The following is a 21,774-nucleotide window of genomic DNA, read 5'->3' as shown; positions in this document are numbered from 1 at the left end:
AGCCCCCGCACTCAGGTGATCCCGTGGGCTCGTCGCGATAACAGAAAAACCTACGCGGATCCGGAGAGCGACGACGCCCGGGGAACGGCCCGGGCGCCGTCCGGTCGCATTGCGGTCCGGTGAGTTGCGGTCCGGCGAGGGGGCGTGGCGTCGGCCGGAGGGGGCTGGTGGGACGCCCGGGAAATCGCGGCAAAAACTTTTTTCCCGGTTTCCGTTATCGGGGCCCGGGCCCGCGGTCTCCCATGTGTCGGCCGCCACGGGCCGCCGTGCGGACCCTGCGCCGCACGGCACCGGCGGCCGGCACATCCCCGTCCCCCACAGGAAACGGAACCATGAACAACGACCACCACCCGCAGCCCGAGTTCCACGACGAGGCCCCGACCGGGAACGGCCGCCGGGCGGACGCGTCCGCCGCGCACCGGCGTTCCGGACCGGCCGGCGGCGGCCGTTCGGGCGGCCGGCACGGACGCAACGGCGGCCTGCACCGCGGTGGCAGCCGCCCCACGCGGAAGACCACCCTGCTGGCGGTGGCCTCCGTGGTCGTCGTGGGCGGGTCCTGCGTGGTGCTGATACGTCCCGACTCCGGGGCCGACCGGGCGCTCGCGGCGGACGGGGTCGCGCAGGCCGCGCCGGCCGCCACCACCCCCGCCTCCCCGGAGCCGACCGTCTCGCGCTCGCCCAAGAGCCACCAGCCCGCGGCCTCCCCGTCCGCGGCCGAGCGGCACCGCAAGCGGCACGCGACGCCCCGGCCGCAGTCCTCCCGCACCGGCGGCAGCGCCGAGCCGGCCAGGAGCGTCACGCCCCGCGCGGCCCGCCCCGGCTCCGGCACCGGGGGCGGCACCCCGGCCGGCACGGGCGCGGCGAAGGGCACCGCGGCGGCGTTCGCGCAGAAGATCGTCGAGCTGGTCAACGCCCAGCGGGCACAGCACGGTTGCGGGCCGCTCAGCGTCGACCGCCGGCTGCAGGCCGCGGCGCAGGCCCACTCGGACGACATGGCCGCCCGCAACTACTACGAGCACAACACCCCGGAGGGCGTCGACCCGGGCACCCGGATGACCAAGGCCGGTTTCCCGTGGGCCAGTTGGGCGGAGAACATCTTCAAGAGCCCCAAGGACCCGGCCACCGCGATGGACGGCTGGATGAAGAGCCCGGGCCACCGGGACAACATCCTCAACTGCTCCTACAAGTCCACCGGCGTGGGCGTCAATCTCAGCGCCAACGGGCCGTGGTGGACGCAGGACTTCGCCACCCACTCCTGATCCGTCACCGCCTCCTGACCGGCCTCCGGACGGCCAGGACCGGCGCCGCCCCCGCTCCTTCTCCGACTTCTCCGGCGGAGGCGGGCGGGGGCGGCCCGGGGTTCCGGCGGTCCGGTCCGGCACCGCTCGGCCGGACCGTGGCCCGCGGGGTCAGCCGGCCGCCGGGGAGAAGGTGCGGTCGAGGAAGCCGTCCAGGCTGCGCCGGGCCGTGTCACCGTGCGGGCCGGTGAAGATCTCGGCGGCGTGGAGGGTGCCGGGCAGCACGGCGACCTCGGCCTCGGGGAAGCCGCGGGCCACCTCGCGCAGCTTGCCCTCGTCCGAGAGCGGGTCGTCGGCCGTGCCCAGGAGCAGCAGTTCGCCCTGGTAGGAGGTGCCGCTCCCGGCGGAGTAGCCGCCCAGGGAGGCCAGCGGGCTGATCCCGGCGACGCCGACGGGGCGGGCGGTGCGGTCCGTCAGCATGCCGAGCATCAGGGTGCCGCCCATGCAGCCGCCGACCCAGGCCACGTCCGTGGTGCCGCGGGAGCGGAGCAGCCGGGTGGCGTCGGACACGGTCCGGCGGCGGTCCGTTCCCCAGTCGAAGGTGACGACGTGGTAGCCGCCGGCCGCGAGCCGCTTGGCCTCGGCGGCCCACTCGCAGGCGTCGCCCCAGGAGATGGGCGCGAAGACCACCCCGCGGGGGCCGCTGCCCATGGCGACCATCCGGCCGCGCCCCGGGGACCCGGGCAGGCGGTACGCGGTGGCGTCCCGGGCGCCGCGGTAGCACGACGGCAGCCGGTCCGGGGCGGCGCTGAACTCTCGCATTCCGACGGTTCCTTCCTGGGTGGAGCGTCGCTTTTCCGCCACCTCGCCCCCTTGTGGGGCGGTGTCCGTGGCGCGGCCGGCGCAGGCGGTGGCCCCGGTCAGCGCCAGAAGCAGGACCGCCGCCAGGGTCGCCGCACGCTTCGCTTCATGCGTGAACATGCGAGAAGCATAGAGAGAAAGCATTGGGAAAAGCTATATTGAAAGGTAGATGGAAAGCTTTTCACGGTGTCTGCATCTGGCAGCCACACAGTCTCCCCAGGTCAGAACGCACCTGTCCGGACGGTGAGATATCTTTGGACTGAGCTATTCGGTAGAGGGAAGGCGGTTCTCGGTGGAGCCTGACCACGTAGACGAGATCATCTCGGCATGGGGACACGAGCTGCCCGAAATCGCCGGTCTCCCCCTGGAATTGGCCAAAAGGAGCGCCCTGCTCGTTTCGGCCTTCGATGTCGCCGCCGGCGCCGAACTGGAGAAGCTGGGGCTCACCCAGGCCGAGTACGGCGTGCTCGCCACCCTGCGGCGGATCGGCGCCCCCTACCGCCTCAAGCCGACCGACCTCACGCACGCCCTGCTGCTGTCCTCCGGCGGCACCAGCAATGTCGTCAAGCGCCTGGTGGCCGCCGGCCACGTCACCCGCGCCGCGGCCGAGGACGACGCCCGCAGCAGCTGGGTGCAGCTCACGCCGAGCGGGGTGGAGACCGCCGAGGCGGCGGTGCGCGCCACCACCGCCGTACACGCCCGCCTCGTCGACCGCATCCCGGAGCGCACCGCGAAGGCGCTCAGCGAGCAGCTGCGGATCGCGCTGGCCGCCATCGAGGAGGGCGTGCTGATCCGCCGCTGACACAGCGGGTCAGCGGGCCAGCCGGTCGCGCATCTCCTGGGCCCGGGTCAGCAGCCCCGGCAGCCCGGCGTACGCCAGCCTTCCCTGCCGCTTGGCGATCCGCCCGGCGACCATCACGGTGTCCACGTCGCCGCGGTCCATCGACGTCACGACGGCCGCGGCGGCGTCGTAGACCGGTGCCACACCGGGCCGGTCGGTCCGCAGCACGATCAGATCCGCCTGCTTGCCCGGGGTCAGCGATCCGATGCGGTCCGCCATCCCGAGCGCCTCGGCGCCGCCGAGCGTGGCGAACTCCAGGACCTCCCGCACCGTGAGCAACGGGGCGTCCGGGCCCGCATGGCCCTGCAGCGCGGCGAACCGGCCGATCTGGAAGGCGGCCCGCAACTGCGTGAACATGTCGCCGGCCGCGGCGACTTCGACGTCCGCGCTGAGGCTGGGCCGCAGTCCGGCGGCCCGCGCCGCGGCGAACGGCGGCAGCCCGTGGCCCATGGTCATCTCGATGGCGGGCGCGACCGACAGGGCCCCACCGCTGTCGTGGATCAGCTCCAGCTCACCGGCGTCCATGCCGGTGCCGTGGATGAACACCGTCCCGGGCCGCAGGACTCCCAGGCGGCGCAGCCGGGAGACCGGACTGCCGCCCCGGACGTGCAGGGCGGTCGGCAGGTCCAGTTCACGGGCCAGGGCCCAGCCGCGGCGGATGGTCTCGTCGCTGCCGGCCTCGGCGTTGAGCGCCATGGTCACCAGGCCGTCGCCGGCGTGCAGGCGGCCCGTGCGGACCCGGCGGGCGTCCTGGGCCGTGCCGTGTCCGTACGCGAAGACGCTGCGCAGCCCGGAGCCGGTGAGGGCGTCGAGCAGGGCGTCGGTGTGCTCCTCGGCCGGCTTGGGGACGTTGGAGATGTCCTGGACGGTGGTCACCCCCGCGTCCAGGGCGCCCAGCGCGCTCAGCAGGTTGCCCAGGTGGAGGTCGTCGGCGGTGAGCCGGGGCGCCTGGGTGTGCAGCACGGTCGCGAAGTACTGGTCGAGGGTCTGGTCGGCGCCGCTGCCGCGCAGCGCCGCCTGCCACATGTGCCGGTGGGTGTCGACGAAACCGGGGAGCACCAGGCACCCGCGGGCGTCGATGCGCTCGTCCACCTCCGGCACGTCGATGCCGGGGCGGACGGCGGTGATCCGGCCGTCCTCCACCAGGATGTCGGCGGACGGCAGTTCGCCGAGGGCCGGGTCCATGGTCAGGACGCGGCCCCCGGTGACGAGCGAACGGACGACGGTCATGCAGTGCCCCACCCCTGGGGCGGTTCCAGGCGGCCCATCTGGAGGTTCCAGTACTCGGTGTTGCGCCGGCAGCGGCCGTCGGGGGCGAAGAGCAGGATGTTGCTCTCCAGGAAGGTGACCCAGTGGTCGCCGTCGGGGTTGATGGCGGGGGCCTTCAGGGTGACCCAGAGTTCGACGGCCGCCCGGTTCCCGGTGACGACGGGGGTGCCGTGACGGCCGGTCATCTCGCTCTGGCCGGCGGTGATGTCGCGCCAGTAGCGGCCGATGGCGTCGCGGCCGCGGAAGGTCTGCGCGGGGACGCCGGGCACCGCCTCGTACACGGCGTCGGGGGTGAACAGCCGGACCGCGGCGGTGTCGTTCTTGGTCCGCCAGGCCTCCAGGTAGGCGTCGGTCCAGCGGGAGACGTCGGCGACGGTGAGCCGGCCGGTCTGCTCGGCGGCGTGGGCGGCCGGTGCGACGGCCGCCAGGGGCAGCGTGGCGAGGCCGGCCCGGAGCAGGGTGCGGCGCGGGGTGCGGGGGTTCACGGTTCTTCAGTTCCCTTTCGGTGCGCAGGGGGTGGTGCGCCGCCCGGCCCGGGCGCGAGACCGGGCCGGCGGCGGCGTCATGCCGGGTTCTGCAGGCGGAGCGAGAACTCGATGCCGTCACCCAGCGGAAGCTGCTGGGAGAGGTAGCCGTTGCCGGCGGTCCGGACGTGGTCGGTGAACTCGGGCGGCAGCATCGGCAGGTTGTCGGAGACGACCAGGGAGCCGGCCCGCAGCGCGGGTTCGAGCACCTCGAGGACCGGCAGGTAGAGCTCCTTCCATCCGTCCAGCAGCACCAGGTCGACCGGGCCGGGGAGCGTGGCGAGCTGTTCGCGGGCCTCGCCGGTCCGGATCTCGGCGTAGCCGCCGAGCCCGGCGCGCTCCAGGTGGCCGCGCGCACGGTCGGCCTTGCCGGGGTGCAGCTCCGAGCCGATGATGCGGCCGCCGCCATTGTCGCGCAGCGCGGCCGCCGCATAGAGCGTCGAAGCGCCGAAGGAGGTGCCGAATTCCACGACGAGGGCCGGCCGCAGGCTCCGTACGAGCTGGTACAGGAAGGTGCCGACATGGGGGTGGACGGGCAGCGCGGCCTGGGCGCAGAGGTCGGCGGCCTCCTGGGCGGTGGGCGGCTGCGGCCAGTCCGCCGCGGTGGCGTAGGCGCGCTTCATCACCTCCGGGTCGGTGTGCTCGGCGGTCCGGGCGATCTCGTCCAGGACGGCGCTCACCCGCGCGTCGTCGAGGCCGGAGGGTGCGGTGGTCATCGCTCGGACCTCCCGTCCCGCACGGCGGCCAGCAGCGCGGGGTCGAGGTAGCTCTGTGCGTTGTAGACGGTCCGGTCGGTGTCGAGGATCTCGCGCCGGCCGTGCATCACCCGGGTGTTGTCGATCAGCGCCACGTCGCCGTCCCGCCAGTCGAGCTCCTCGGTGATCTCGGTGGTGAGGCGGCGGAATTCGGCGAGGAGATCGTCGGGTATCTCGGTGCCGTCGGAGAAGGTGATACGCGGGGCCTCGTAGTTGTACGAGGGCCCGAAGATGCTGTTGGCCCAGGCGAGGCGGCTGCCGAAGAGCGTGGCGTGGGCGGCGCCGGTGCGGAACGCGTAGTGCACGGAGCCGTCGTCGTTGAGCTGGAGGGTGGTCGACACGCTGCCGCCCACCAGCTCCTTCATATCGGCGAAGGTGATGTCGTCGAGCTTCTTGCGGCCTTCGGTCTGGTGGCAGACGAACGCCTTCCACTTGGGCTCCTCGACCCGGCGGCTGTACATGATGTCCTTGATGCCGAAGACCGCGCGGGCGGTGTCGCCGGCCGCGTCCCAGACCCGGTAGCCGTCGCAGACCGTGGTCTGCGAGCCGCTGGCGGCGGCCTTCTCGCACAGGAACCAGGTCAGGTCGGGGCCGAAGGGGCTGTTGCCGTTCTCCAGGTGGAGGCCGACGGCGCCGGTGCCCGCGTCCACCTTCTGGGCGACCTCGCCGCCGTGGAAGGAGCGGGCCGGGTCGAGGGTGATCCGGCTGGAGTGCGCCTTCACGAACGAGGTGAACTCCTCCAGGTCGGTGCGGAAGCCGCGGAAGAGCAGGAAGCCGGCGTCGGCGAGCAGGCCGGTGACCCACGCGGGGTCCAGGGCACCCAGCGAGCTGTCCCCGGCGGGTTGCACGAGCCGGCCGGTGGCGGTGCCGTAGGGCCGGACGTCAGCGGTCGTGGTCATGCGTCAGCTCCTTGGTGGTCGTACAGCGTTCCGTTGGACAGCGCGGCGCGGACCGCCGCCCGCATGGGCCTGCCGGTGACGGTGAAGAACCTGCGGTAGAGGCGTTCGTCGGCCACGGCGAGGTGCGGTACGGCGACCCGTTCCACCTCCGAGAGGTGTGCCTCGCCGAACTCCCGCACGGCCGCCCCGGCCGCCGCGAGATCGGTGGAGCCGTCGACGAGGAAGAGCCCGTGGAGGACGGTGAGTCCGTCGCCGACCACCGCGACGGCGCGGACGAACGGAAGCCGGGCGTACTGCGCCTCGACCCATTCGGGGGCCACGTTGCGGCCGGCGGCGGTGATGATGACGTTCTTCTTGCGTCCGGTGATGCTGAGGAAGCCCTCCTCGTCGACCCGGGCCAGGTCGCCGGTGCGCAGCCAGCCGTCGTCGGTGAGGACGAGGCTGGAGGGGTCGTCGCGGGTGTAGCCGGCGAACAGCGAGGTGCTCTTGACGAGGAGTTCGCCGTCGTCGGCGATCTTGACGCGGACGTGCGGCAGCGGGCGGCCCACGGTGCCGGGACGCCGGGCGGACGGGGTGTTCCAGCTGACCACGGAACTGTTCTCGGACAGCCCGTACCCCTCGTGGACGGGCAGGCCGTGCTCCTCCAGGCGGTGCAGCAGCTCGGGGTGCACGGGCGCGCCGCCGCAGCAGATGAGCGGTGCGCCGGGCGTCCCGAACAGGGCTTCGGCCGCGGGCCGTCCGCGCTCGGCGGCCTCGTCGGCGGCGGTGGCGAAGGCGTCGACGAGTGCGGGGGTGGCGACCATCGCGGTCGGGCGGGACGCCGTCACATACGGCAGGGCGTCGGCGGCGGCCGCCGCGGCGGTGCCGACCAGTGCCTTGCCCGGCGGCATCAGGACCAGCGTGCCGCCGTCGAGCAGGACCAGGTAGAGGCCGGTGACCTGCTCGATGAGCAGGCTGAACGGGACGAGGGAGAGGTAGCGGGCGAAGGCCCCGCGGGGCATCACCGACCGCAGCGAGCCCAGCAGTTCGTTCAGCGCCGCCGCCCTGATCCGCACGCCCTTGGGGCGCGAGGTCGTGCCGGAGGTGTGGATGACCTTGCACTCCCAGTCCGCCCCGGCGTCGGCCGGCCGCAGCACCAGCGGCGCGGCCGGCGCCGGTTCGTCCACGGACAGCGGCAGCACCCGGCAGTGCGGGCCCAGGACCCGGTCCCTCCCCCACTGCTCCAGGCGTTCCTGCCCGGCCGCGTCCGCCAGGCACAGGTCGGTCTCCTCCAGCAGGCCGGCGGCCTGTTCGGCGGAGAAGGCCAGCGGGACCGGCACCTCGATGGCGTGTGCGGCGATCAGCGCCAGGTCGGCGACCACGAATTCGGGGGTGTTGCCGCAGACCACGCCGACGCGCGGCGGCCGGCCGTCCCCCTGTCCTATCCGGTCGGCGAGTTCCGCGGCCCGGCGGGTGACCTCCTGGTAGCTGAGGGTCCGTGCCGGGACGCCGTCCTCCCCCAGCACCTCGATCATCGGGTGCGCGGACTCGCCGAACCGGACCAGGCTCTCCCTAATGGCCCGCATGGCCGGCCACCTCCATGGCGCTGATGCTCAGTTGGAGGTCGGTGACCGAGTAGCGCCCCGTGGCGTCGGAGAACAGCCGGTCCAGGGCGTTCAGCGCGATGACGCCGACCTGTGGTTCGTGGTCGTAGTACGAGCCCCAGCGCGCCGCCTCGTCGGGAGACAGCCGGCCGGGGTCGGCGGGCCCGAACGGCACGAAGCAGATGCCGGTCCGGCCCAGCATCGTGATCAGGCTCCGGGTGACGGTGCACAGGATGTACTCCATGCCCAGGCACCAGGAGATGATCGGGGTGGCTCTGATCAGTTCGCGGCCGACGGAGGCGCGGCGGGTGGCCAGCGCCCCCACCTCCACCACCCGCCTGCGGTCCACGGTGACCCCGAGGTGGGCCAGTGCGGCGTCCTCGATCCCGGTGTCGAGGTACCGCTCGGAGAACAGCTCCTGGTCCCTGCCGAAGGTGAGCCCCGCACAGGCCAGTGGCGGGCAGGGCTCCGCCGCCCCGCCGCAGGCCGGCCGGGCGACGATGAACGAGTCGGGCCGGGGCGCCACATCGGCGCCGTATGCCTGGGCGTACACCTCGCTAGCGAGGTCCGCGGCGTCCAGCCATGCGCTGGACGCCCGGTGTGCCAGATCGATCTGCACGGTGCTCCCCCCTTCCCCGGCTGCCGGCCTTACTTGGTGCCGACGACCAGGGACACGGATGAGGGCAGCGCGATCCGCTCGACGGTCTTCAGGCCGGCCCCGGTGAGCCATCCGGAGATCTCCGGCAGGCTGTAGGTGCGGTCGCCGGAGCAGGCGTACATCGCGAGCGAGAATGCCGCGTTGTGCTCGTCGAGCTGCTCGCCCCGGACGTCCTCCAGCACCACGATCTTGCCGCCGGGCCGCAGCGCCTCGGCGGCCCGCGCGATCAGGTCCTGGTTCTCCTCGTCGGTGTGGTTGTGCACGATCTCGAAGAGGAAGACCACGTCGTATCCGGTGCCGAGGTCGCCACTGAGGAAACTGCCGCGCTGCAGGCTGATCCGGTCGGCCAGCCCGGCCTCGGCGATCGAGGCGCCGGTGTCGGCGAGCGCCTCGGGCAGGTCGAGGATGGTCGCGGACAGCTCGGGGTGGCGCCGGCACATGGCCATGGAGTGCAGTCCGTGCGAACCGCCCAGGTCGAGGAGGCGCCGCGCCCCTTCGGGCACCGGGACGGCGTCGACGATGGCCTGCACGGTCAGGCGCGACTTGACCCGCATGTACGCGGAGAAGTCCCGCCCGGCCTCGGGGTTGTCGGCCCAGCGCTCCCACAGCGACTGGGTGGGCTTGCCGTCCCGTACGGCCTGCGGCAGCTCCCACATGACGTTGGTGAGTTCGTAGGCCCACAGCAGCGCGGGGGTGAAGTCGTACTCGGCGTCCTTACCCAGCCAGCGTTCGGCGAGCGGGCCGTTGCGGTAGCGGCCGTCCTCCAGGGTGAGCCAGCCCAGCACCGCGGCGACGTCGGCCACCGCGCGGGTGCCGTCGGTGCTTGCCCCGATCGCCGTGGCCAGTTCGTCGAGGGTCTGGGGGCCGTTCTCCTCCAGGGTGCGGAAGATGCCGAGCTTGGCGGCGGAGGTGAGGGCCGCGTAGCGGATGGTCGAGCCGATCACCTCGTCGATCGGGTTGCCCGCCAGCTCGGCGTCGGTGGTGGTCTTGAACATGGCTGATCTCCTCGGGAAGGCAGGTGACAACGGCCGCGCGGACGGCACGCGGCCAGGGCTTGCCGTGCGCGCGGCGGCCCGCGGGCACGGTGAAGAGCGATGGGACTGCCGAACGGGGACGAGCTTCAGCCGGCCGGGACCGGGGAGCGGATACGCGTCGGGGCGATGCGGCTCCGGCCGTGCCACAAGAGCGAAGGAGGTGCGCCACGCCGTGTCGGCCGTGGTACGCGATGCCGAGGGGCGGACCCCTCGGGTGGTGTGCGGTTGGATGTTCCGGCCGCGACGCCGTGACCGTGCCCCGGTCCGTCACGACACGGGCGGGACCGCTCGCTTGTCCGGACGTCGCGGTTCACGGGGCGCCGGGCCGACGCTCCCCGCCGGCTCCGTGTCCGTGGCCGGTGCGGTGCGGACGACGGCGTCCGCGGCCGCGTGGTGCGGTGCGTGCGATGCGTCCGGTGGAGAGGCGGCGGCTCGGTGGCGAGCCGGCGGTCAGGCGTGGGGACAGAACCGTGCCGTGGCACCCTCCCGGCCTTCTGGATGGTGCCGGACGCGGTCGCCCCCGGCCCGGGGAGCGCCCGGGGATGCCCCTGGGCGGCGACCGGAGCCCCCGTGTGACCCACGACCGCCGCTCCACCGGGAGTCGAGCGGCGGGCGCCATAGTCGATGTCGGTCGCTCCATCGGACGTCGCACGGGTCGCCGGACCGTCTCCGTCGCGGCGCACGAGCCGGGTGCGGGGCCGGGGGGCTCGACCCCGAGGACCCCGCGGCAGAAGGCGCTGCCTCGAAAGGAGTTGCGCGCGCCGACGACACGGACGGCGGCGGGGCCGGACGCGGCGCCCCCGCCGGTGCGGTGCGAGCGGCCACGCCCGGTGCCTCGGCCGCCCCGCTACCGGCGTGACGGCTGAGCAGGTCGCCGCGGGCCGCCTCGGACGGCGCGTCCACGGCCGGCGTCAGATGCCGCTGACGGCTGTGCATCGGGTCCCCCTCCCCGGTCGCAGCTGCCTCGGTACGGGCTGTCGCAGGTCAGGCGGAGACCTCGTCGAAGCCGACTGCCGCGCGGCCGGCCCGGTGCACATGGGCGGTCTCGGCGATCCGGCGGCCGAGCGCCTCCGCGGTCCGCAGGTCGCTGGCACAGGGGGTGACGTCGGGCCCCTCGTCGTTGTTCGACTGGGACATGGCGCCCAGCCAGCTGCCGAGCCGGTTGATGTCCTCGGGGCTGCCGGCGGAGGTGTTCCAGCCTCCGTACTCGGCGAGACCGACCCAGATCATGCCGTGCTGGGCGGCGAACAGCGCGATGTCGATCAGCGCGTTGAGCTTGTCGCCCGCCATGTTGCCGCTGTTGGTGAACCCACCCGCGATCTTGTTCTTCCAGCGCATGTTGTCGCCCCAGACCTGGCTGGTGGCCTCGACGAAGGCGCGGAAGACGGCGCTGCTGCCGCCCATGTAGGTCGGCGTGCCGAAGATCAGGGCGTCCGACTCCTGCAGCACCTCCCACAGTTCGTCGTTCAGCTCGGCGAGGGAGACCAGGCGCACCTGAGTGTCGGGGACCTTCTCCGCGCCGGCCGCGACCGCCGCCGCCTGCTTTGCGGTGTGGCCGTATCCACTGTGGTACGCCACCGCAACCTTGATCTGCATGTTTCTCCCCCACCCGGGACCAATACGATGTTTAGCTTTCACTAAAGCTGTCCAGAAAGCTTTAGGTGCTGGTTACGCTATCCATGCCCGCACCCCCAAGGCAAGCGACTCCGGACAACACCCCGAAAAGAACAGGTAAACCGGCAGGTCGGAATAGTTCACCCGACGACCTCCGCTTCCGTCCGCCGGCCACTCGCACACGCGCCCCGGCACCTCACCGCCGGAGCCGCCGCCACCACGACGTCACCCCGGACGGACAAACTCGGACGCCCCGGCACACTTCACAATCAGACTCCCGGAGCCGCCGAAGGGTTGTGACGCTTCGTCAAATAGCTTTTCGGTCATGCGTGTTCGCGCCCGGCGGGGCGAGGGCGAAAGGAACCGCCCGCGCGGGAGGAAGCGAAACCCCTCATGTGACCCACATCACACATCGACGTGTCATACGGCGAAGCGGCCTTATCCGTATGCAGGGTGACGGGCCCACACGGGGCCCGCCGCTACGGGGAAAGGACATCACGTGCGTAACAGGCGAATCTTCACCACTGCGCTCGCGGCCGCCGCACTCACGGTCATCGGACTGGGCGGTGCCGCCCAGGCCCACGCCACCACCGGAGCCGCGGCCGCACCGGCCGCCGCCCACGTCCAGGCCAAGCCGATGGACGGCCCGCCCGGAACCGTGTGGACCGGCAAGAAGTTCTGGACGCTCGGCGGCTGCCAGGCCGCGGGAACCGACCTGGTCAGCAGCGGCAAGTGGGCCGACCCCTTCTGCGACGGCGGGGGTCTGCAGTGGGACCTGTGGGCCCGGCCCCTCTAAACCGCTCGCCGCATCGGGCGGCTGACGGATAGTCGCAGACAGCGAGCCCGCACCGGGCGGCCCGTCCCCCACACCCTCCCGCGGGGGATGGGACGGCCGCCCGGTCGGTCACGGCGCGGCCGGCCGGTCGGCCACGGGGGAGCCGGCGAGCCGGTCGCGCGGCGCCTGTCCGGCCCGCGAGCATGCCCTGTGTGGTCATCGCGGTGCTGCCGGATACCGTGGGTCGCGTGAGGACGCAGGCATGAAACGCACGACGGTCGTCAATCTCAAGGGCCATCGGGACGACCCCGACTACGCCGACGTGGTCTACGTCGGGCGGGCGATGCACCGCGGCGGCTGGCATCTCGCCGCGTCGCCGCTGGCCAGCCCGTTCCGGCCGGGCCGGGACGGGTCCCGCGCGGAGGTCCTAGCGAAGTACCGCGCCTATCTGCTGGAGCGTCCCGACCTGCTCGCGCTCCTGCCGGAACTGCGCGGACGGCGGCTCGGCTGCTGGTGCCTTCCGGAGCCCTGCCACGCCCAGGTGATCGCCGAACTCGCCGACGCGGCGGAGTGAGGAGACCGGCGGGAAGGGGCCGGACCGGTTCGAGGCCGCCCGGCCCCCTCCGGTCACATGGCTCGCGGCCCGGCGGCGTCCGCGGGGATGTGGGCGAGGGCCGCGCTCGATATCCGGTACCGGCCGTTCGGCACCTCGCCGATGGTGACGTGCACGGTGAGCGGGCCCGCCCACTCGTATCCGTGGTCGGTGGCGTGCCGGGCCAGCACATCGGTCAGATGCTGTCCCACCTCGCCGCCGTGCGCGGCCAGTTCGTCATGCACCTTCTGTGCGAGTTCGACGGTGTAGTCATTGGGCACCAGCACGCGGCTCTGGCTGCAGACGACCGCGTGGGCGTCGCACTCCTCCCGTAGCGCGTCGAGCAGTTGGACCGGGTCGATCCGGAAGATCTTGGCGATCAGCGCGCTCTCGCATTCCTCCACCACACGTTCCCAACGCAGCAGCAATCCCATGGAGATCGTCTTCCCTGGGCGAGGGGGCACATGCAACGCACGCGTAAGAACGCTGCCGGCCGGTCGATCGGTCGTGGGTCGTCGGAGACCCATGGGGCGCGAAGTGCCGGGGGCGGCAGCTCTGGGCCCTGGGGCCCTGGAGGCAGGGAAACCCTTGGCCCGTGCTGTACGGGCCAGCCACAATGGGCGGGTGCCGATCATGACATTCCCGGAAGCCGACGTCCCGCCCGCGCTGCGTACGCAGGTGGCCGAGCTGCAGGACGAGGCTTGGCCACCGGAATCCCCTACGGTGCCCGGCACGTTCGCCCACGACCCGGCGCTGCGACCGGTGTCGATGCTGCTCGTCGACGGTGTCACGGTGCTCGCCGCACTCGATGTCCTCACCAAGGAGCTCGACCATGACGGCGCGCGCTACCGGGCCGCGGGACTGAGCACGGTGGTGACCCGCGGCTCCGCCCGGGGACGGGGCCACGGCCGCCGCCTGGTGACGGCGGCGCACGCGGCGATGGCCGGCATGGACCTGGACCTCGGCCTGTTCACCTGCGACCGCCCGCTCCGCGCCTTCTACGAAAGCGCGGGCTGGCACCACCTGCCCGGCGCGGTGCTCGTCGGCGGTACGCCGGCGGCCCCGTTCCCCAGCGACCGGCCCGGCTTCGACAAGGTCGCCATGGCCGACTTCTTCTCGCCCCGGGCCCGGCGGCACCGTTCCGCCTTCCCGCACTCCCGGATCGCGTTGTACCCGGGCGAGATCGACAAGCTGTGGTGACGAGCCCCCGTGCTCGGGCGGCGACCCTCGGGCCGCGATACAGCAGTCAAATGTCCGGAATGAGGCGAAGCCGCCCCTGAGCGGATTCCATGGTCGATTATTGACGCAGGCAGGGACGAGGCAGAGGTGCGTCCCTGCCTGCGTCACCGGTCCTGCACGGTCGGCCCGGCCGGGCACGGTACGGCAGGCGCCAGCCGTAGGCCCCGGCCCCACCCGTGCGCCCCGGACCCACCGGTGCGGCCGGGTCCGAACAGCCCCGTGCGGAGGATTCATGGTCAGTCATGGGGAGTTCCACGAAATGTCCGATGACGTGCCGGGCCCCTGCCCGCGCCTGCCGCGCACTCCCCGCGGGACTCAGCGGGCCGGGTGTCCCTTCTGCCTCATCGTCCGGGGCCGGGCACCGGCCACGGTGCTGCGCGAGTGGCCGGAGACCATCGCCATCCGGCCCCGGCACGGAGGCGTCACCGACGGACACGTCCTGGTCATCCCCCGGGTGCATGTCGCAGATGTCGCCGAGGACCCGGAGGTGTCCGCGGCCACGATGCGGCGCGCCGCCGAACTCGCGGCGGAGGCCGGGGACTGCAATGTGATCACCTCACGCGGCCCCTCGGCCACCCAGACCGTCCGCCACCTCCATCTCCACGTCGTCCCGCGCGCCGACGGCGACGGCCTGCTGCTGCCGTGGACCGTCGCCCGGCCGGCGGAGAGGTGACCACTGCCCCGCCCTCAGGCGAGGAAGACGACCGTCATGGTGTCGATGGCGACCAGGACCCCGTAGGAGAGCAGCATGGTCCTGGACAGTGCCACCGCGCGCCAGGGCACCGGGCCGCCGTACCGCTCGGCGTCCATGGTGAACGGCATCACCCGCGGGGTCCCGCGGTCGGCGACCTTCTCGTAGAGGGTGCGGAACCTCCGCTCCTGGCGGAGGTAGTAGCTGTCGAGCAGCCAGAAGCCCGCCGCCAGGGCCAGGGCGACCGCGGCCGTCTTCCAGCTCGGACCGCGGGTGGCGATCGCGATGAAGGCACCGCTGACGGTCATGGCCCAGCTCTTCACGAGGAACGAGGTATTCGCGTGCCGGGCGATCACGGCCTGGAGGAACTCCAGGTGCTTCACTTCCTCCGGGCAGAAGCGCGGTGACGTGGTCATGGTGCCGTGTCTCCTTCCGCACGCGGCGGGGTGGCGGGAGCGTCCGGAGCGGCGGGAGCCTCCGGGACGGCGGGACGGGGTTCCTTCGCGGGAGCCGTCCCGGGATCACGGGCCGGGCGGTCGGCCTCGGCGAGCGGGGCCGCCTCGGAGGCCGGGACAGCTTCGGAGGCCGGGGCAGCCTCGGATATTCGGGTCTCCCGCGGGACCGCGGCCTCCCCGGCAGCCGCGGTCTGCTCCCCCGGCTGCGGCCCGGCAGCCGCATGGAACTGCCCGTTCAGGTCGTCGGCGATGCCGTTGAGGCGGTCCTCCAGCGGTTCGGGGGCGTAGCGCGTGAGGGCGGCGTAGGCGCGGTCGAGGAGTTCGAGGCGCGCGCGGGGCGGGGTGGGCCGGCCGGACGCCCGGTCGCTCGCGGCCGTGGCCGGGGCGGTGCCGTTGCGTGCCGGCGGCGGGTACGGCCAGGCGGGCATGGTGAGGGGGAAGTCGTAGCGGCCGGCCACGCCGGTGCGGGCGCGCTCCTCGACGATGCGGATGCACGCCTCTTCGAGCGTACGGTGGGCGTCGCTCGCCGCCGCCTCGACGCTGGAGTGCAGCCGCCACCAGGTCTCGGTGTGCCCGACCAGCCTGCGCCGCGCGTCCCCCAGCAGTTGCCGGCCGCGCTTCTCCGCGGCGACGACGGACCGCTCGGCCTCCCGGTCGCTGTCGGCACAGGGGTTGTGGGCGAGCACCTTGACCACGATGGCGGCGGTGCTGAGCACCAGGGTGAGGATGACGACGGCGCTCTGGTCCGGCGCCAGGTCGACGTGCTCGCGCACCGCGTCGGCCGCGCGCATCCGGGCCCAGATGCCGACCATCGTGAGGATGGCCAGGGCGAAGAGCACCGGTCCTGCCGCGTTCGGCCAGGGCAGTTCGCCGGGCCTGCGCCGCTCGGTGCGCGGGCTCCCGGGCCAGAGCGCCTCGCGCAGGGCGGCGACCGGACCGCGGCGGGTGCGCTCCAGGGTGCGGGCGGTCCGGGTGCGCCGGCGGAAGAGGGATTCGGCCAGCATGCTGCCGGCGGCCAGCAGGCAGACGGCGACTCCGAATCCGGGCAAGTACGCCAGGTGGTACGCGAGTTGCCCCTCCCCGAGTCCGAAGAAGCGCTGCATCAGGGTGCCGATGAACATGGTGTCGAAGGCGACCCCGGCGACCAGGGTGGGCCACAGCAGGCGCCGCCAGAGCACCGGGCGGCGGCGCAGGCTTTCCGGCCCGTCGCCGGCGTGCCGGGTGTGCAGTTCGACGATCTGCTCCTGGGCCCGCTGGGAGGAGCGGGCGACGGTGAACCGCTCGGCCGCTTCGATGGTGGTGCGTGCCTCCTGGAAGGTGCGGGCGACCGCGGTGACCGCGGCGCCGAGTCCGGGCTGGGCAGCGGTCAGTACGGTGTTGGCGTCGGTGAAGGCCCGCATGAGGGCGGCCTGTTCCCGGTTGTCGGTCTGGTCCGCCGGGCGGGACACGGGGCGTTTCCCGATGTCCGGCCCGACGAGGGCCGGGTTCTGGCCGACGCAGTCGACGGCCGCCTGGTAGCGCGCGGCCGGCCCCGGCCGGTGCTTTGCGTTGATGGTGTTCATCGCTGACCGCCACCCTCACTTTCTGATGATGTCGATGTCGACGCGCCGGTCGCACTGGAGCCTGTCCTCGGCCGTCATCCGGCCCGCGGCGGTGCGGGCCTGCTTCGCGCACCCCGTCGGCAGGCCCCTGCCGTGTGCCGTCACCCGCGTCACCCCGAGCCCGGTCAGGACCTTCTTCACGGCGTCGGCCCGTGCCTGCGACAGCTGCCGGTTGTTGTCCGGCCGGCCGCGCGGGTCGACGTATCCGGAGACGGTGACCCTGCTTCCGGGGGTGGTGCGGGCCCGGACCGCGACGTCGTTGAGCAGCGGCAGTGCCGTGGCGCGGACGGCGGAGGAGTTGGTGTCGAAGAGTGCGGCGCCGGGGAGTTGGTAGGTCTCGGGGCGGTCGTCGGCGTAGCGGACGACCAGGTCGTGTGGTGGCTTGGTGCGCGCCACGCGGTGTGCGGCGGTGCCGATGGCCGTCCGGGCGACGGTGCAGGTGGTGCCCGGGGCGGCCCGGTGGGTGGCGCCGCACAGGGTGCGCCACAGGGTGGTCAGCCAGGTGCGCTGGGCCGTGGTGGGGGCGGGCTGGTCGGCGGCCGGCTGGCCCAGCCCGGCGAGCGTGACGTGCACGCCGGTCAGGGCCGGGGTCTCGTCGCGGGCGGCGCAGACCCGGGCGATGGCGTTGATCTCGCTGGTGTCCCGGAAGGCGGCCGAACGGAGATCGGCGCAGCCCGTGGTGGAGAGCCCGTCGGTCAGGACGAGCAGACTGCGCCGGCCGGGCGCCTCCTCCAGGGAGGAGGCGCCCGCGGTGAGGGCCGCGAGGACATTGCTGCCGCCGCTGTGCGGGGCGGTGCTCGAGGCCTTGCCGACCAGGCCGGTCAGGCAGCCGACGGCCTGCGCCTTACGCTTCTCCCGGTTGATGGCGTTGTCGTTGTTCGTCGCCCAGTCGGCCGACCGGTCCTTGGCGATCCAGGTGATCTGCGCCGAGTCGCCGCTGAAGCTGCCCACCGAGACCAGGTCCTTGCGCGCGACCACCTTGGCGAGGAGCGCGCCGATGCTGTGGGCGTAGTCGCGTCCGGTGCTCCGGCCCCGTACGGAGGCGGAGTCGTCGACGAGGACCACCGTACGGCCGGCGGATTCCACGGGTTCCTTCATCCAGGCGCAGGCGTCCAGGTGCGGGGAGTCGCCGCATGCGCCGAGGAGGCCGGCCAGCAGCGTCAGGCCCAGGGCTCCGGCGAGCGGGGGCACGCGGTTCACGGGGCCAGCTCCTCGACGTCGGTCACGGTGTCCACCCACGAGAAGGGGCTCAGCCCCATCTGTCGGCAGAACTCGCTCAACGCCTTGTCGTAGGCGTTGGCGTACTCGAACAGCCCCACCTGCTCGTGGTGCTTGGTCGCGGCGGTGAGGACGTCGGCGAGCGCCTGGGCGCCGTTGCGGCGGGTGTTCTTGAGCGCCTGCATGACCTTGAAGAAGTCCTCGTCGGCCAGGGCCGCGGCGAACGGCACCAGCAGCCGCCGCTCGGCCGGGCCCAGGGTGCCGAGGAGCTCCAGCTCGCTCATCACCCGCAGCCAGCGCTCGGTGCGCGCCTGCACCTGTCCCGCCTTCAGCTCACCGAGGCGGTGCTCCTCCGTCAGCCTCAGTTCGGCGAGGTGGAAGGGCAGCACATGTTCGCGCAGGCCCGGGTCGATGCGCATCCGCACCGACGCCCGGCAGCGGATCAGCCCCTTCTCGTCGTTGTAGCACCACCCGCCGCGCAGCTCCTTGTTGACGGCCTTCTCCGCAGCCACCGGATCGCCCGGGTCGAAGGTGCGGGCGACGGACCAGGCGCGGCGCAGCAGCTTGCACCGGGCGGCCTCCTCCAGGAGCACCGCGCGCTCGCGCAGGGTCTCCAGCGTCATCTCCCGGCTGCTCCAGCGGAAGTGCGGGACGACCTCGAAGGCGAACACGTCCCCGCGGGCCGCCACCGACAGCACGTCGTCGCCCGGCGGCAGCTCCACCGCCACTTCGGCCGGTGCCGCCGGGTGGGCCGGCGTGCTGCCGGTGCCCTCCGCCGGCTCGTCGGCGGCCTCGGGTCCGCCGGCGGTCCGGGCGTCGTTCCCGCCCGTTGCCCGGCGCCACCAGTCGCGGATCCTGGCGCGCAGTCCCTTGTGCTCTGACATGGTCGTTCTCCTCTTCGTACGGGGCGTCGGTCAGGACGCGGAGCCGGTCGCGACGCCGCCTCGGACCGGCTGGTGGCGGAGCCGGCGTATGGTGCGCGAGTCCGGGTGGCGGCCGGCCCATATGCCGAGGTAGAACCCGGCGCGCAGGGAGAGCGGCCGGGCGCAGATGCGCGGTACGAGGTCCTCCAGGAAGGCGGCGAGTTCCTTGTCGGCGTCGCCCGCGAGCAGCCAGCGCCGCAGCAGGTCCCAGGCGCGGGTCGAGCTGTCCTTCCCCATCAGCGCGTGGCGCCACAGGCGTACCAGGGCGTCGGCGCGTTCCTGGTCGGTCATGGCGGTGTCGGCCAGGACGGGCCGGTCGCGGCGGTCGGGCCCCGCGCCGTAGCGGCTGAGGATCAGCAGGGTGCGGATCGCGTGGCGGTGCAGGTGGTCGTTGTCGGAGGTGATCCAGTGGTCGAGGGCGTCGGCGGTCGGTCCGGGGGCGCCGGCGAGGTAGAGCCAGGACATCGAGAAGGCCACCGAGCTGCTGAGCGCCAGTTCGGGACGGGTGCCGAGTTCGCGCAGCGCCCAGAGGGTGTCCGGGACGTCCTGCGCGCCGACCAGGGTTCCGTACGCCCGGGCCGCGCTGTCCTGGAGCTGCCAGCGGGGGCTGCTCAGCCAGCTTCTGATCTGGCCGCGCACCCGGTGCACCAGCCGGGGGTCGTGGGCCGCCATCTCCAGGGCCAGCGCGGCGGACTGCCGATAGGCCGCGGAATCCCCCGCCCAGTGCCGGATCAGGTCCCGGTAGACGCTGTCGAAGTCATGGCTGAGCAGGATCCCCGCGATCTGCGCGGCTCGCACCCGGATGCGCTCCAGCGGCCCGGCGACCAGCGCGGTCAGCCACTCCCGCAGCGGGTCGCGCAGGCTGTCGTAGTCGTGCCACACCACCTCGATGACGGCGTGCATCAGCTCCTCGTCCACGAGCCTGGCCCGCCGGGGGTTGTCGTCGGCGGCGCCGGGTGTGGCGTCCGCGGCGGCCCGCATCTCCTGCGGGATCAGCTGGTCCAGCTCGCGCTCGAAGACGTGGTTGAGGGGCGCCGGTTCACGGGTCTCGTAGCGGGGCAGGACGGTGGCCCTGAGGACCTCGCCCGCCTCGAAGACGTCGGAGAGCGGGTGGCCGTGGAAGAAGGCGTAGGCGATACGGAACGCCTGGCGGTGCGGGTCGAGGACGGGTCCCTGCGCGGTCTCCGCGGGGACGTGCAGGAGTTGTTTGGCCAGCCGGCGCAGCCGGTCGCGCCACTGGTTGATGACTTCGCCGAGGCTGGTGTCCTCGGTGTGCACGCTCTGTGCCAGGACCTCGGCGAACTCCACGACGCTGCCCACGGACGGGGCTCCGTCGAGGGTGCGCTGCACCTGCGGCGACTCCAGCATCCGGGTGATGAAGGACGTGGTGTGCTCGTCGGTGCAGTCCTCTTGGGTGCAGACGCCGGGGTGCCCGGCCAGCAGCCGGCGCAGGTGCACCGCCAGGACGTCCCCGGGGGCGGGGCGCCGGTGCTCGAAGGCGTGGGGCCGCAGCCGGTCGGGGTCCACCGGGCCCGGTTCGCCGATGACGACGAGGTGGGCGCGCTGTTTGCGGGCGAGGTGCCCGAGCGTTTCGAGCGTCGACAGTTTCAGCGGCTGGTCGTCGAGGTCCACCACGTAGCCGCCCGGCGTGAGCAGTTCGTCGGCGCGCCGGCACAGCGCCTGGAGGATGCCCGGGGCCTCGCTGTGCAGGATCCGGACGCTGTCGTCGGGGCAGCAGCCGGCGAGCAGCGTCAGCGCGGTGGACTGCCGGCCGCTGCCCGGCTTTCCGGCGAGCACCACGATGTGCTGGGCCGCGAGCCGGGCCGCCATCTGCGCCTGCTGGTCGACGTCCTGATGGGAGTCCAGTTGCTGGGCGACGGTGAGCGCGGAGACGTTCAGCACCTGGATCTCGACGCCGGTGTCCGCGCCGATGGTCAGCTGCTCGGCGTAGAAGGCGGAGCCGCTGCCGTGGGCGACGGCGCTGCGCTTGAGCTTGTTGAGGGCGTTCTGCTGCCGGGCCTGCTGGTAGCGGGTGAAGTCGCCGCCGTCGGCGGTCTCGCGTCGGCGGACGGGCCGGCCGGTGTCCTGGGCCGGCGGGCGGGCGTCGCCGGTCGGGTCCGCTGCCGCCTGCTCGGCGGCCGGAGCCGTGGCGGCGGCTTCGGCTTCGGCGGCCGGTGCGACGGGGTCGGTACCGGCCGGCTCGGGTGCGTTCTGCGCCGGCTCGTCCGGAGTGGCGGCGTCGAGGTCCGCACCCGGTGCGTCCTCCGGCCCGCCGCTTTCCGTGCCGGGCTGTTCGGTGTCGCTCACCGCTGCTCTCCGCTCTTCGTGTCCCGGCCCTCGTGGTAGGTGGCGGGCCCGCCGTAGCTGACGGCGCTGCGCTGGTACGTGATGTCCCGGCCCGCGTGCGGCCCCCCGTCGGCGGGGGGCGAGGGCTGCCGGGCGGTTCCGCTCACGGGGACGTGGCGGCGCAGGGCCTCGGTGATGACGGGGAGGTCGAGGTGCGCGTACGGCACGCGCAGGTGCATGGCCTGTCGTTCCGCCAACCCCGCGAGGTCGTCGGGCAGTTGCTCCTTGGCGGGCAGCGCGGCCGCGTCGATCAGCACGGGGACGACGGTCCTGCGCCACTCCAGGGCGCAGCGGATCTCGTCGTGGACGTAGTCGCCCGGTACGTCGATCCGGCGCCGGCCGTCGGTGTCGCGCAGGGTGAGCCAGTTCGGGCCGATGAGCACGAGGAGGACCCCGCAGCTTTCGAGCGCCCGCCACAGGTCGGGCGGAAAGTGCGCGCCGGCCGGAATGGCGCGGCGGTCGCGGAAGACGTTCTCCGGACCGAATACGTCCTTCAATTCCTCGTCGAGCAGGACGGCTGCTTCGGCACCTTCGCCGGTCCGGTAGTTGATGAAAACGCCGGCCATGTTGTTCTGCCTTTCCTCACGGTGACAGCGGTGGATTGCGGCAGCCGTGTGCTGCACGGGCCACTCGGGCTGTCGCTGGGCGCAGGGGGGAT

General features: G+C 73.1%; 22 protein-coding genes. 6 read left to right on the top strand and 16 right to left on the bottom strand.

The features are described from left to right. Window positions 1-332: 332 nt before the first annotated feature. Window positions 333-1,259: a CAP domain-containing protein gene (locus K7396_RS35050; protein WP_223660333.1), complete on the top strand. Its 927-nt coding sequence runs from the start codon at window positions 333-335 to the stop codon at window positions 1,257-1,259. 150 nt (window positions 1,260-1,409) lie between these two features. On the opposite strand, the gene K7396_RS35045 is transcribed toward K7396_RS35050, so the two are convergent. After that, complete coding sequence (locus K7396_RS35045; protein ID WP_086720861.1) at window positions 1,410-2,219, bottom strand: alpha/beta hydrolase; 810 nt, start codon at window positions 2,217-2,219, stop codon at window positions 1,410-1,412. A gap of 172 nt (window positions 2,220-2,391) precedes the next feature. On the opposite strand from K7396_RS35045, the gene K7396_RS35040 reads away from it, so the two are divergent. Then, entirely contained in the window at window positions 2,392-2,901 is a 510-nt protein-coding gene (locus K7396_RS35040; protein ID WP_086720862.1) for a MarR family winged helix-turn-helix transcriptional regulator, read from the top strand. Between the two features lie 9 nt (window positions 2,902-2,910). On the opposite strand, the gene K7396_RS35035 is transcribed toward K7396_RS35040, so the two are convergent. From K7396_RS35035 to K7396_RS35000, 8 genes are all read right to left on the bottom strand, one after another. Beyond that, entirely contained in the window at window positions 2,911-4,170 is a 1,260-nt protein-coding gene (locus K7396_RS35035) for an amidohydrolase family protein (protein ID WP_086720863.1), read from the bottom strand. Further along, window positions 4,167-4,694 (bottom strand): nuclear transport factor 2 family protein, encoded by a 528-nt coding sequence (locus tag K7396_RS35030; RefSeq protein ID WP_086720864.1) that lies wholly within the window; start codon window positions 4,692-4,694, stop codon window positions 4,167-4,169. The genes K7396_RS35035 and K7396_RS35030 overlap by 4 nt, the downstream gene beginning before the upstream one ends. Window positions 4,695-4,771: 77 nt before the next feature. Beyond that, the gene (locus K7396_RS35025; protein WP_086720865.1) at window positions 4,772-5,449 is read right to left on the bottom strand and encodes an O-methyltransferase; all 678 of its coding nucleotides are present in this window, start codon (window positions 5,447-5,449) and stop codon (window positions 4,772-4,774) included. Then, on the bottom strand, window positions 5,446-6,387 hold the full coding sequence (locus K7396_RS35020) for a TauD/TfdA family dioxygenase (RefSeq protein WP_086720866.1): 942 nt from the start codon (window positions 6,385-6,387) through the stop codon (window positions 5,446-5,448). Before K7396_RS35020 ends, K7396_RS35025 begins: the two co-directional genes overlap by 4 nt. Beyond that, the gene (locus K7396_RS35015; RefSeq protein ID WP_086720867.1) at window positions 6,384-7,952 is read right to left on the bottom strand and encodes an AMP-binding protein; all 1,569 of its coding nucleotides are present in this window, start codon (window positions 7,950-7,952) and stop codon (window positions 6,384-6,386) included. The genes K7396_RS35020 and K7396_RS35015 overlap by 4 nt, the downstream gene beginning before the upstream one ends. Continuing rightward, a complete protein-coding gene (locus K7396_RS35010; RefSeq protein WP_086720868.1) occupies window positions 7,939-8,589 on the bottom strand; it encodes a thermostable hemolysin in 651 nt (216 codons plus the stop codon). The genes K7396_RS35015 and K7396_RS35010 overlap by 14 nt, the downstream gene beginning before the upstream one ends. 29 nt (window positions 8,590-8,618) lie before the next feature. After that, window positions 8,619-9,623: a methyltransferase gene (locus K7396_RS35005; RefSeq protein ID WP_086720869.1), complete on the bottom strand. Its 1,005-nt coding sequence runs from the start codon at window positions 9,621-9,623 to the stop codon at window positions 8,619-8,621. Window positions 9,624-10,646: 1,023 nt separating this feature from the next. After that, window positions 10,647-11,258, bottom strand: coding sequence for a flavodoxin family protein (locus tag K7396_RS35000; RefSeq protein WP_086720870.1), 612 nt, complete (start codon window positions 11,256-11,258; stop codon window positions 10,647-10,649). A 517-nt stretch (window positions 11,259-11,775) separates the two neighbouring features. On the opposite strand from K7396_RS35000, the gene K7396_RS34995 reads away from it, so the two are divergent. Together K7396_RS34995 and K7396_RS34990 are read left to right on the top strand one after the other, a co-directional pair. Beyond that, window positions 11,776-12,072, top strand: a complete 297-nt coding sequence (locus K7396_RS34995) for a hypothetical protein (protein WP_086720871.1) — start codon at window positions 11,776-11,778, stop codon at window positions 12,070-12,072. 241 nt (window positions 12,073-12,313) lie between these two features. Next, the gene (locus K7396_RS34990; RefSeq protein ID WP_086720872.1) at window positions 12,314-12,625 is read left to right on the top strand and encodes a DUF4326 domain-containing protein; all 312 of its coding nucleotides are present in this window, start codon (window positions 12,314-12,316) and stop codon (window positions 12,623-12,625) included. A gap of 53 nt (window positions 12,626-12,678) precedes the next feature. Here K7396_RS34990 and K7396_RS34985 read toward each other — a convergent pair whose 3' ends face one another. Beyond that, window positions 12,679-13,077: a DUF3662 domain-containing protein gene (locus K7396_RS34985; RefSeq protein ID WP_086720873.1), complete on the bottom strand. Its 399-nt coding sequence runs from the start codon at window positions 13,075-13,077 to the stop codon at window positions 12,679-12,681. A 199-nt stretch (window positions 13,078-13,276) separates the two neighbouring features. Between K7396_RS34985 and K7396_RS34980 the strand changes: the two genes are divergently transcribed. After that, window positions 13,277-13,843, top strand: a complete 567-nt coding sequence (locus K7396_RS34980; RefSeq protein WP_223660458.1) for a GNAT family N-acetyltransferase — start codon at window positions 13,277-13,279, stop codon at window positions 13,841-13,843. A 298-nt stretch (window positions 13,844-14,141) separates the two neighbouring features. After that, window positions 14,142-14,555 carry an HIT family protein gene (locus K7396_RS34975; RefSeq protein WP_223660332.1) on the top strand — a complete coding sequence of 138 codons (414 nt, stop codon included), beginning with the start codon at window positions 14,142-14,144 and terminating at the stop codon, window positions 14,553-14,555. Between the two features lie 14 nt (window positions 14,556-14,569). Here K7396_RS34975 and K7396_RS34970 read toward each other — a convergent pair whose 3' ends face one another. From K7396_RS34970 to K7396_RS34945, 6 genes are read right to left on the bottom strand one after another with little or no spacing between them, the layout of a single operon-like run. Next, window positions 14,570-14,989, bottom strand: coding sequence for a hypothetical protein (locus K7396_RS34970; protein WP_086720876.1), 420 nt, complete (start codon window positions 14,987-14,989; stop codon window positions 14,570-14,572). Then, complete coding sequence (locus K7396_RS34965) at window positions 14,986-16,590, bottom strand: hypothetical protein (RefSeq protein ID WP_086720877.1); 1,605 nt, start codon at window positions 16,588-16,590, stop codon at window positions 14,986-14,988. Before K7396_RS34965 ends, K7396_RS34970 begins: the two co-directional genes overlap by 4 nt. 15 nt (window positions 16,591-16,605) lie before the next feature. Next, window positions 16,606-17,829 (bottom strand): OmpA family protein, encoded by a 1,224-nt coding sequence (locus K7396_RS34960; protein WP_086720878.1) that lies wholly within the window; start codon window positions 17,827-17,829, stop codon window positions 16,606-16,608. Beyond that, window positions 17,826-18,731, bottom strand: coding sequence for a hypothetical protein (locus tag K7396_RS34955; protein ID WP_086720879.1), 906 nt, complete (start codon window positions 18,729-18,731; stop codon window positions 17,826-17,828). Before K7396_RS34955 ends, K7396_RS34960 begins: the two co-directional genes overlap by 4 nt. Window positions 18,732-18,761: 30 nt before the next feature. Further along, complete coding sequence (locus K7396_RS34950) at window positions 18,762-21,077, bottom strand: hypothetical protein (RefSeq protein ID WP_152104937.1); 2,316 nt, start codon at window positions 21,075-21,077, stop codon at window positions 18,762-18,764. Continuing rightward, a complete protein-coding gene (locus K7396_RS34945) occupies window positions 21,074-21,682 on the bottom strand; it encodes a toll/interleukin-1 receptor domain-containing protein (RefSeq protein WP_152104938.1) in 609 nt (202 codons plus the stop codon). The genes K7396_RS34950 and K7396_RS34945 overlap by 4 nt, the downstream gene beginning before the upstream one ends. Window positions 21,683-21,774: the final 92 nt, after the last annotated feature.

This window comes from Streptomyces angustmyceticus, from assembly GCF_019933235.1.
GTDB classification, from domain to species: domain Bacteria; phylum Actinomycetota; class Actinomycetes; order Streptomycetales; family Streptomycetaceae; genus Streptomyces; species Streptomyces angustmyceticus.
This window is presented reverse-complemented; position numbering and strand designations above follow the sequence as displayed.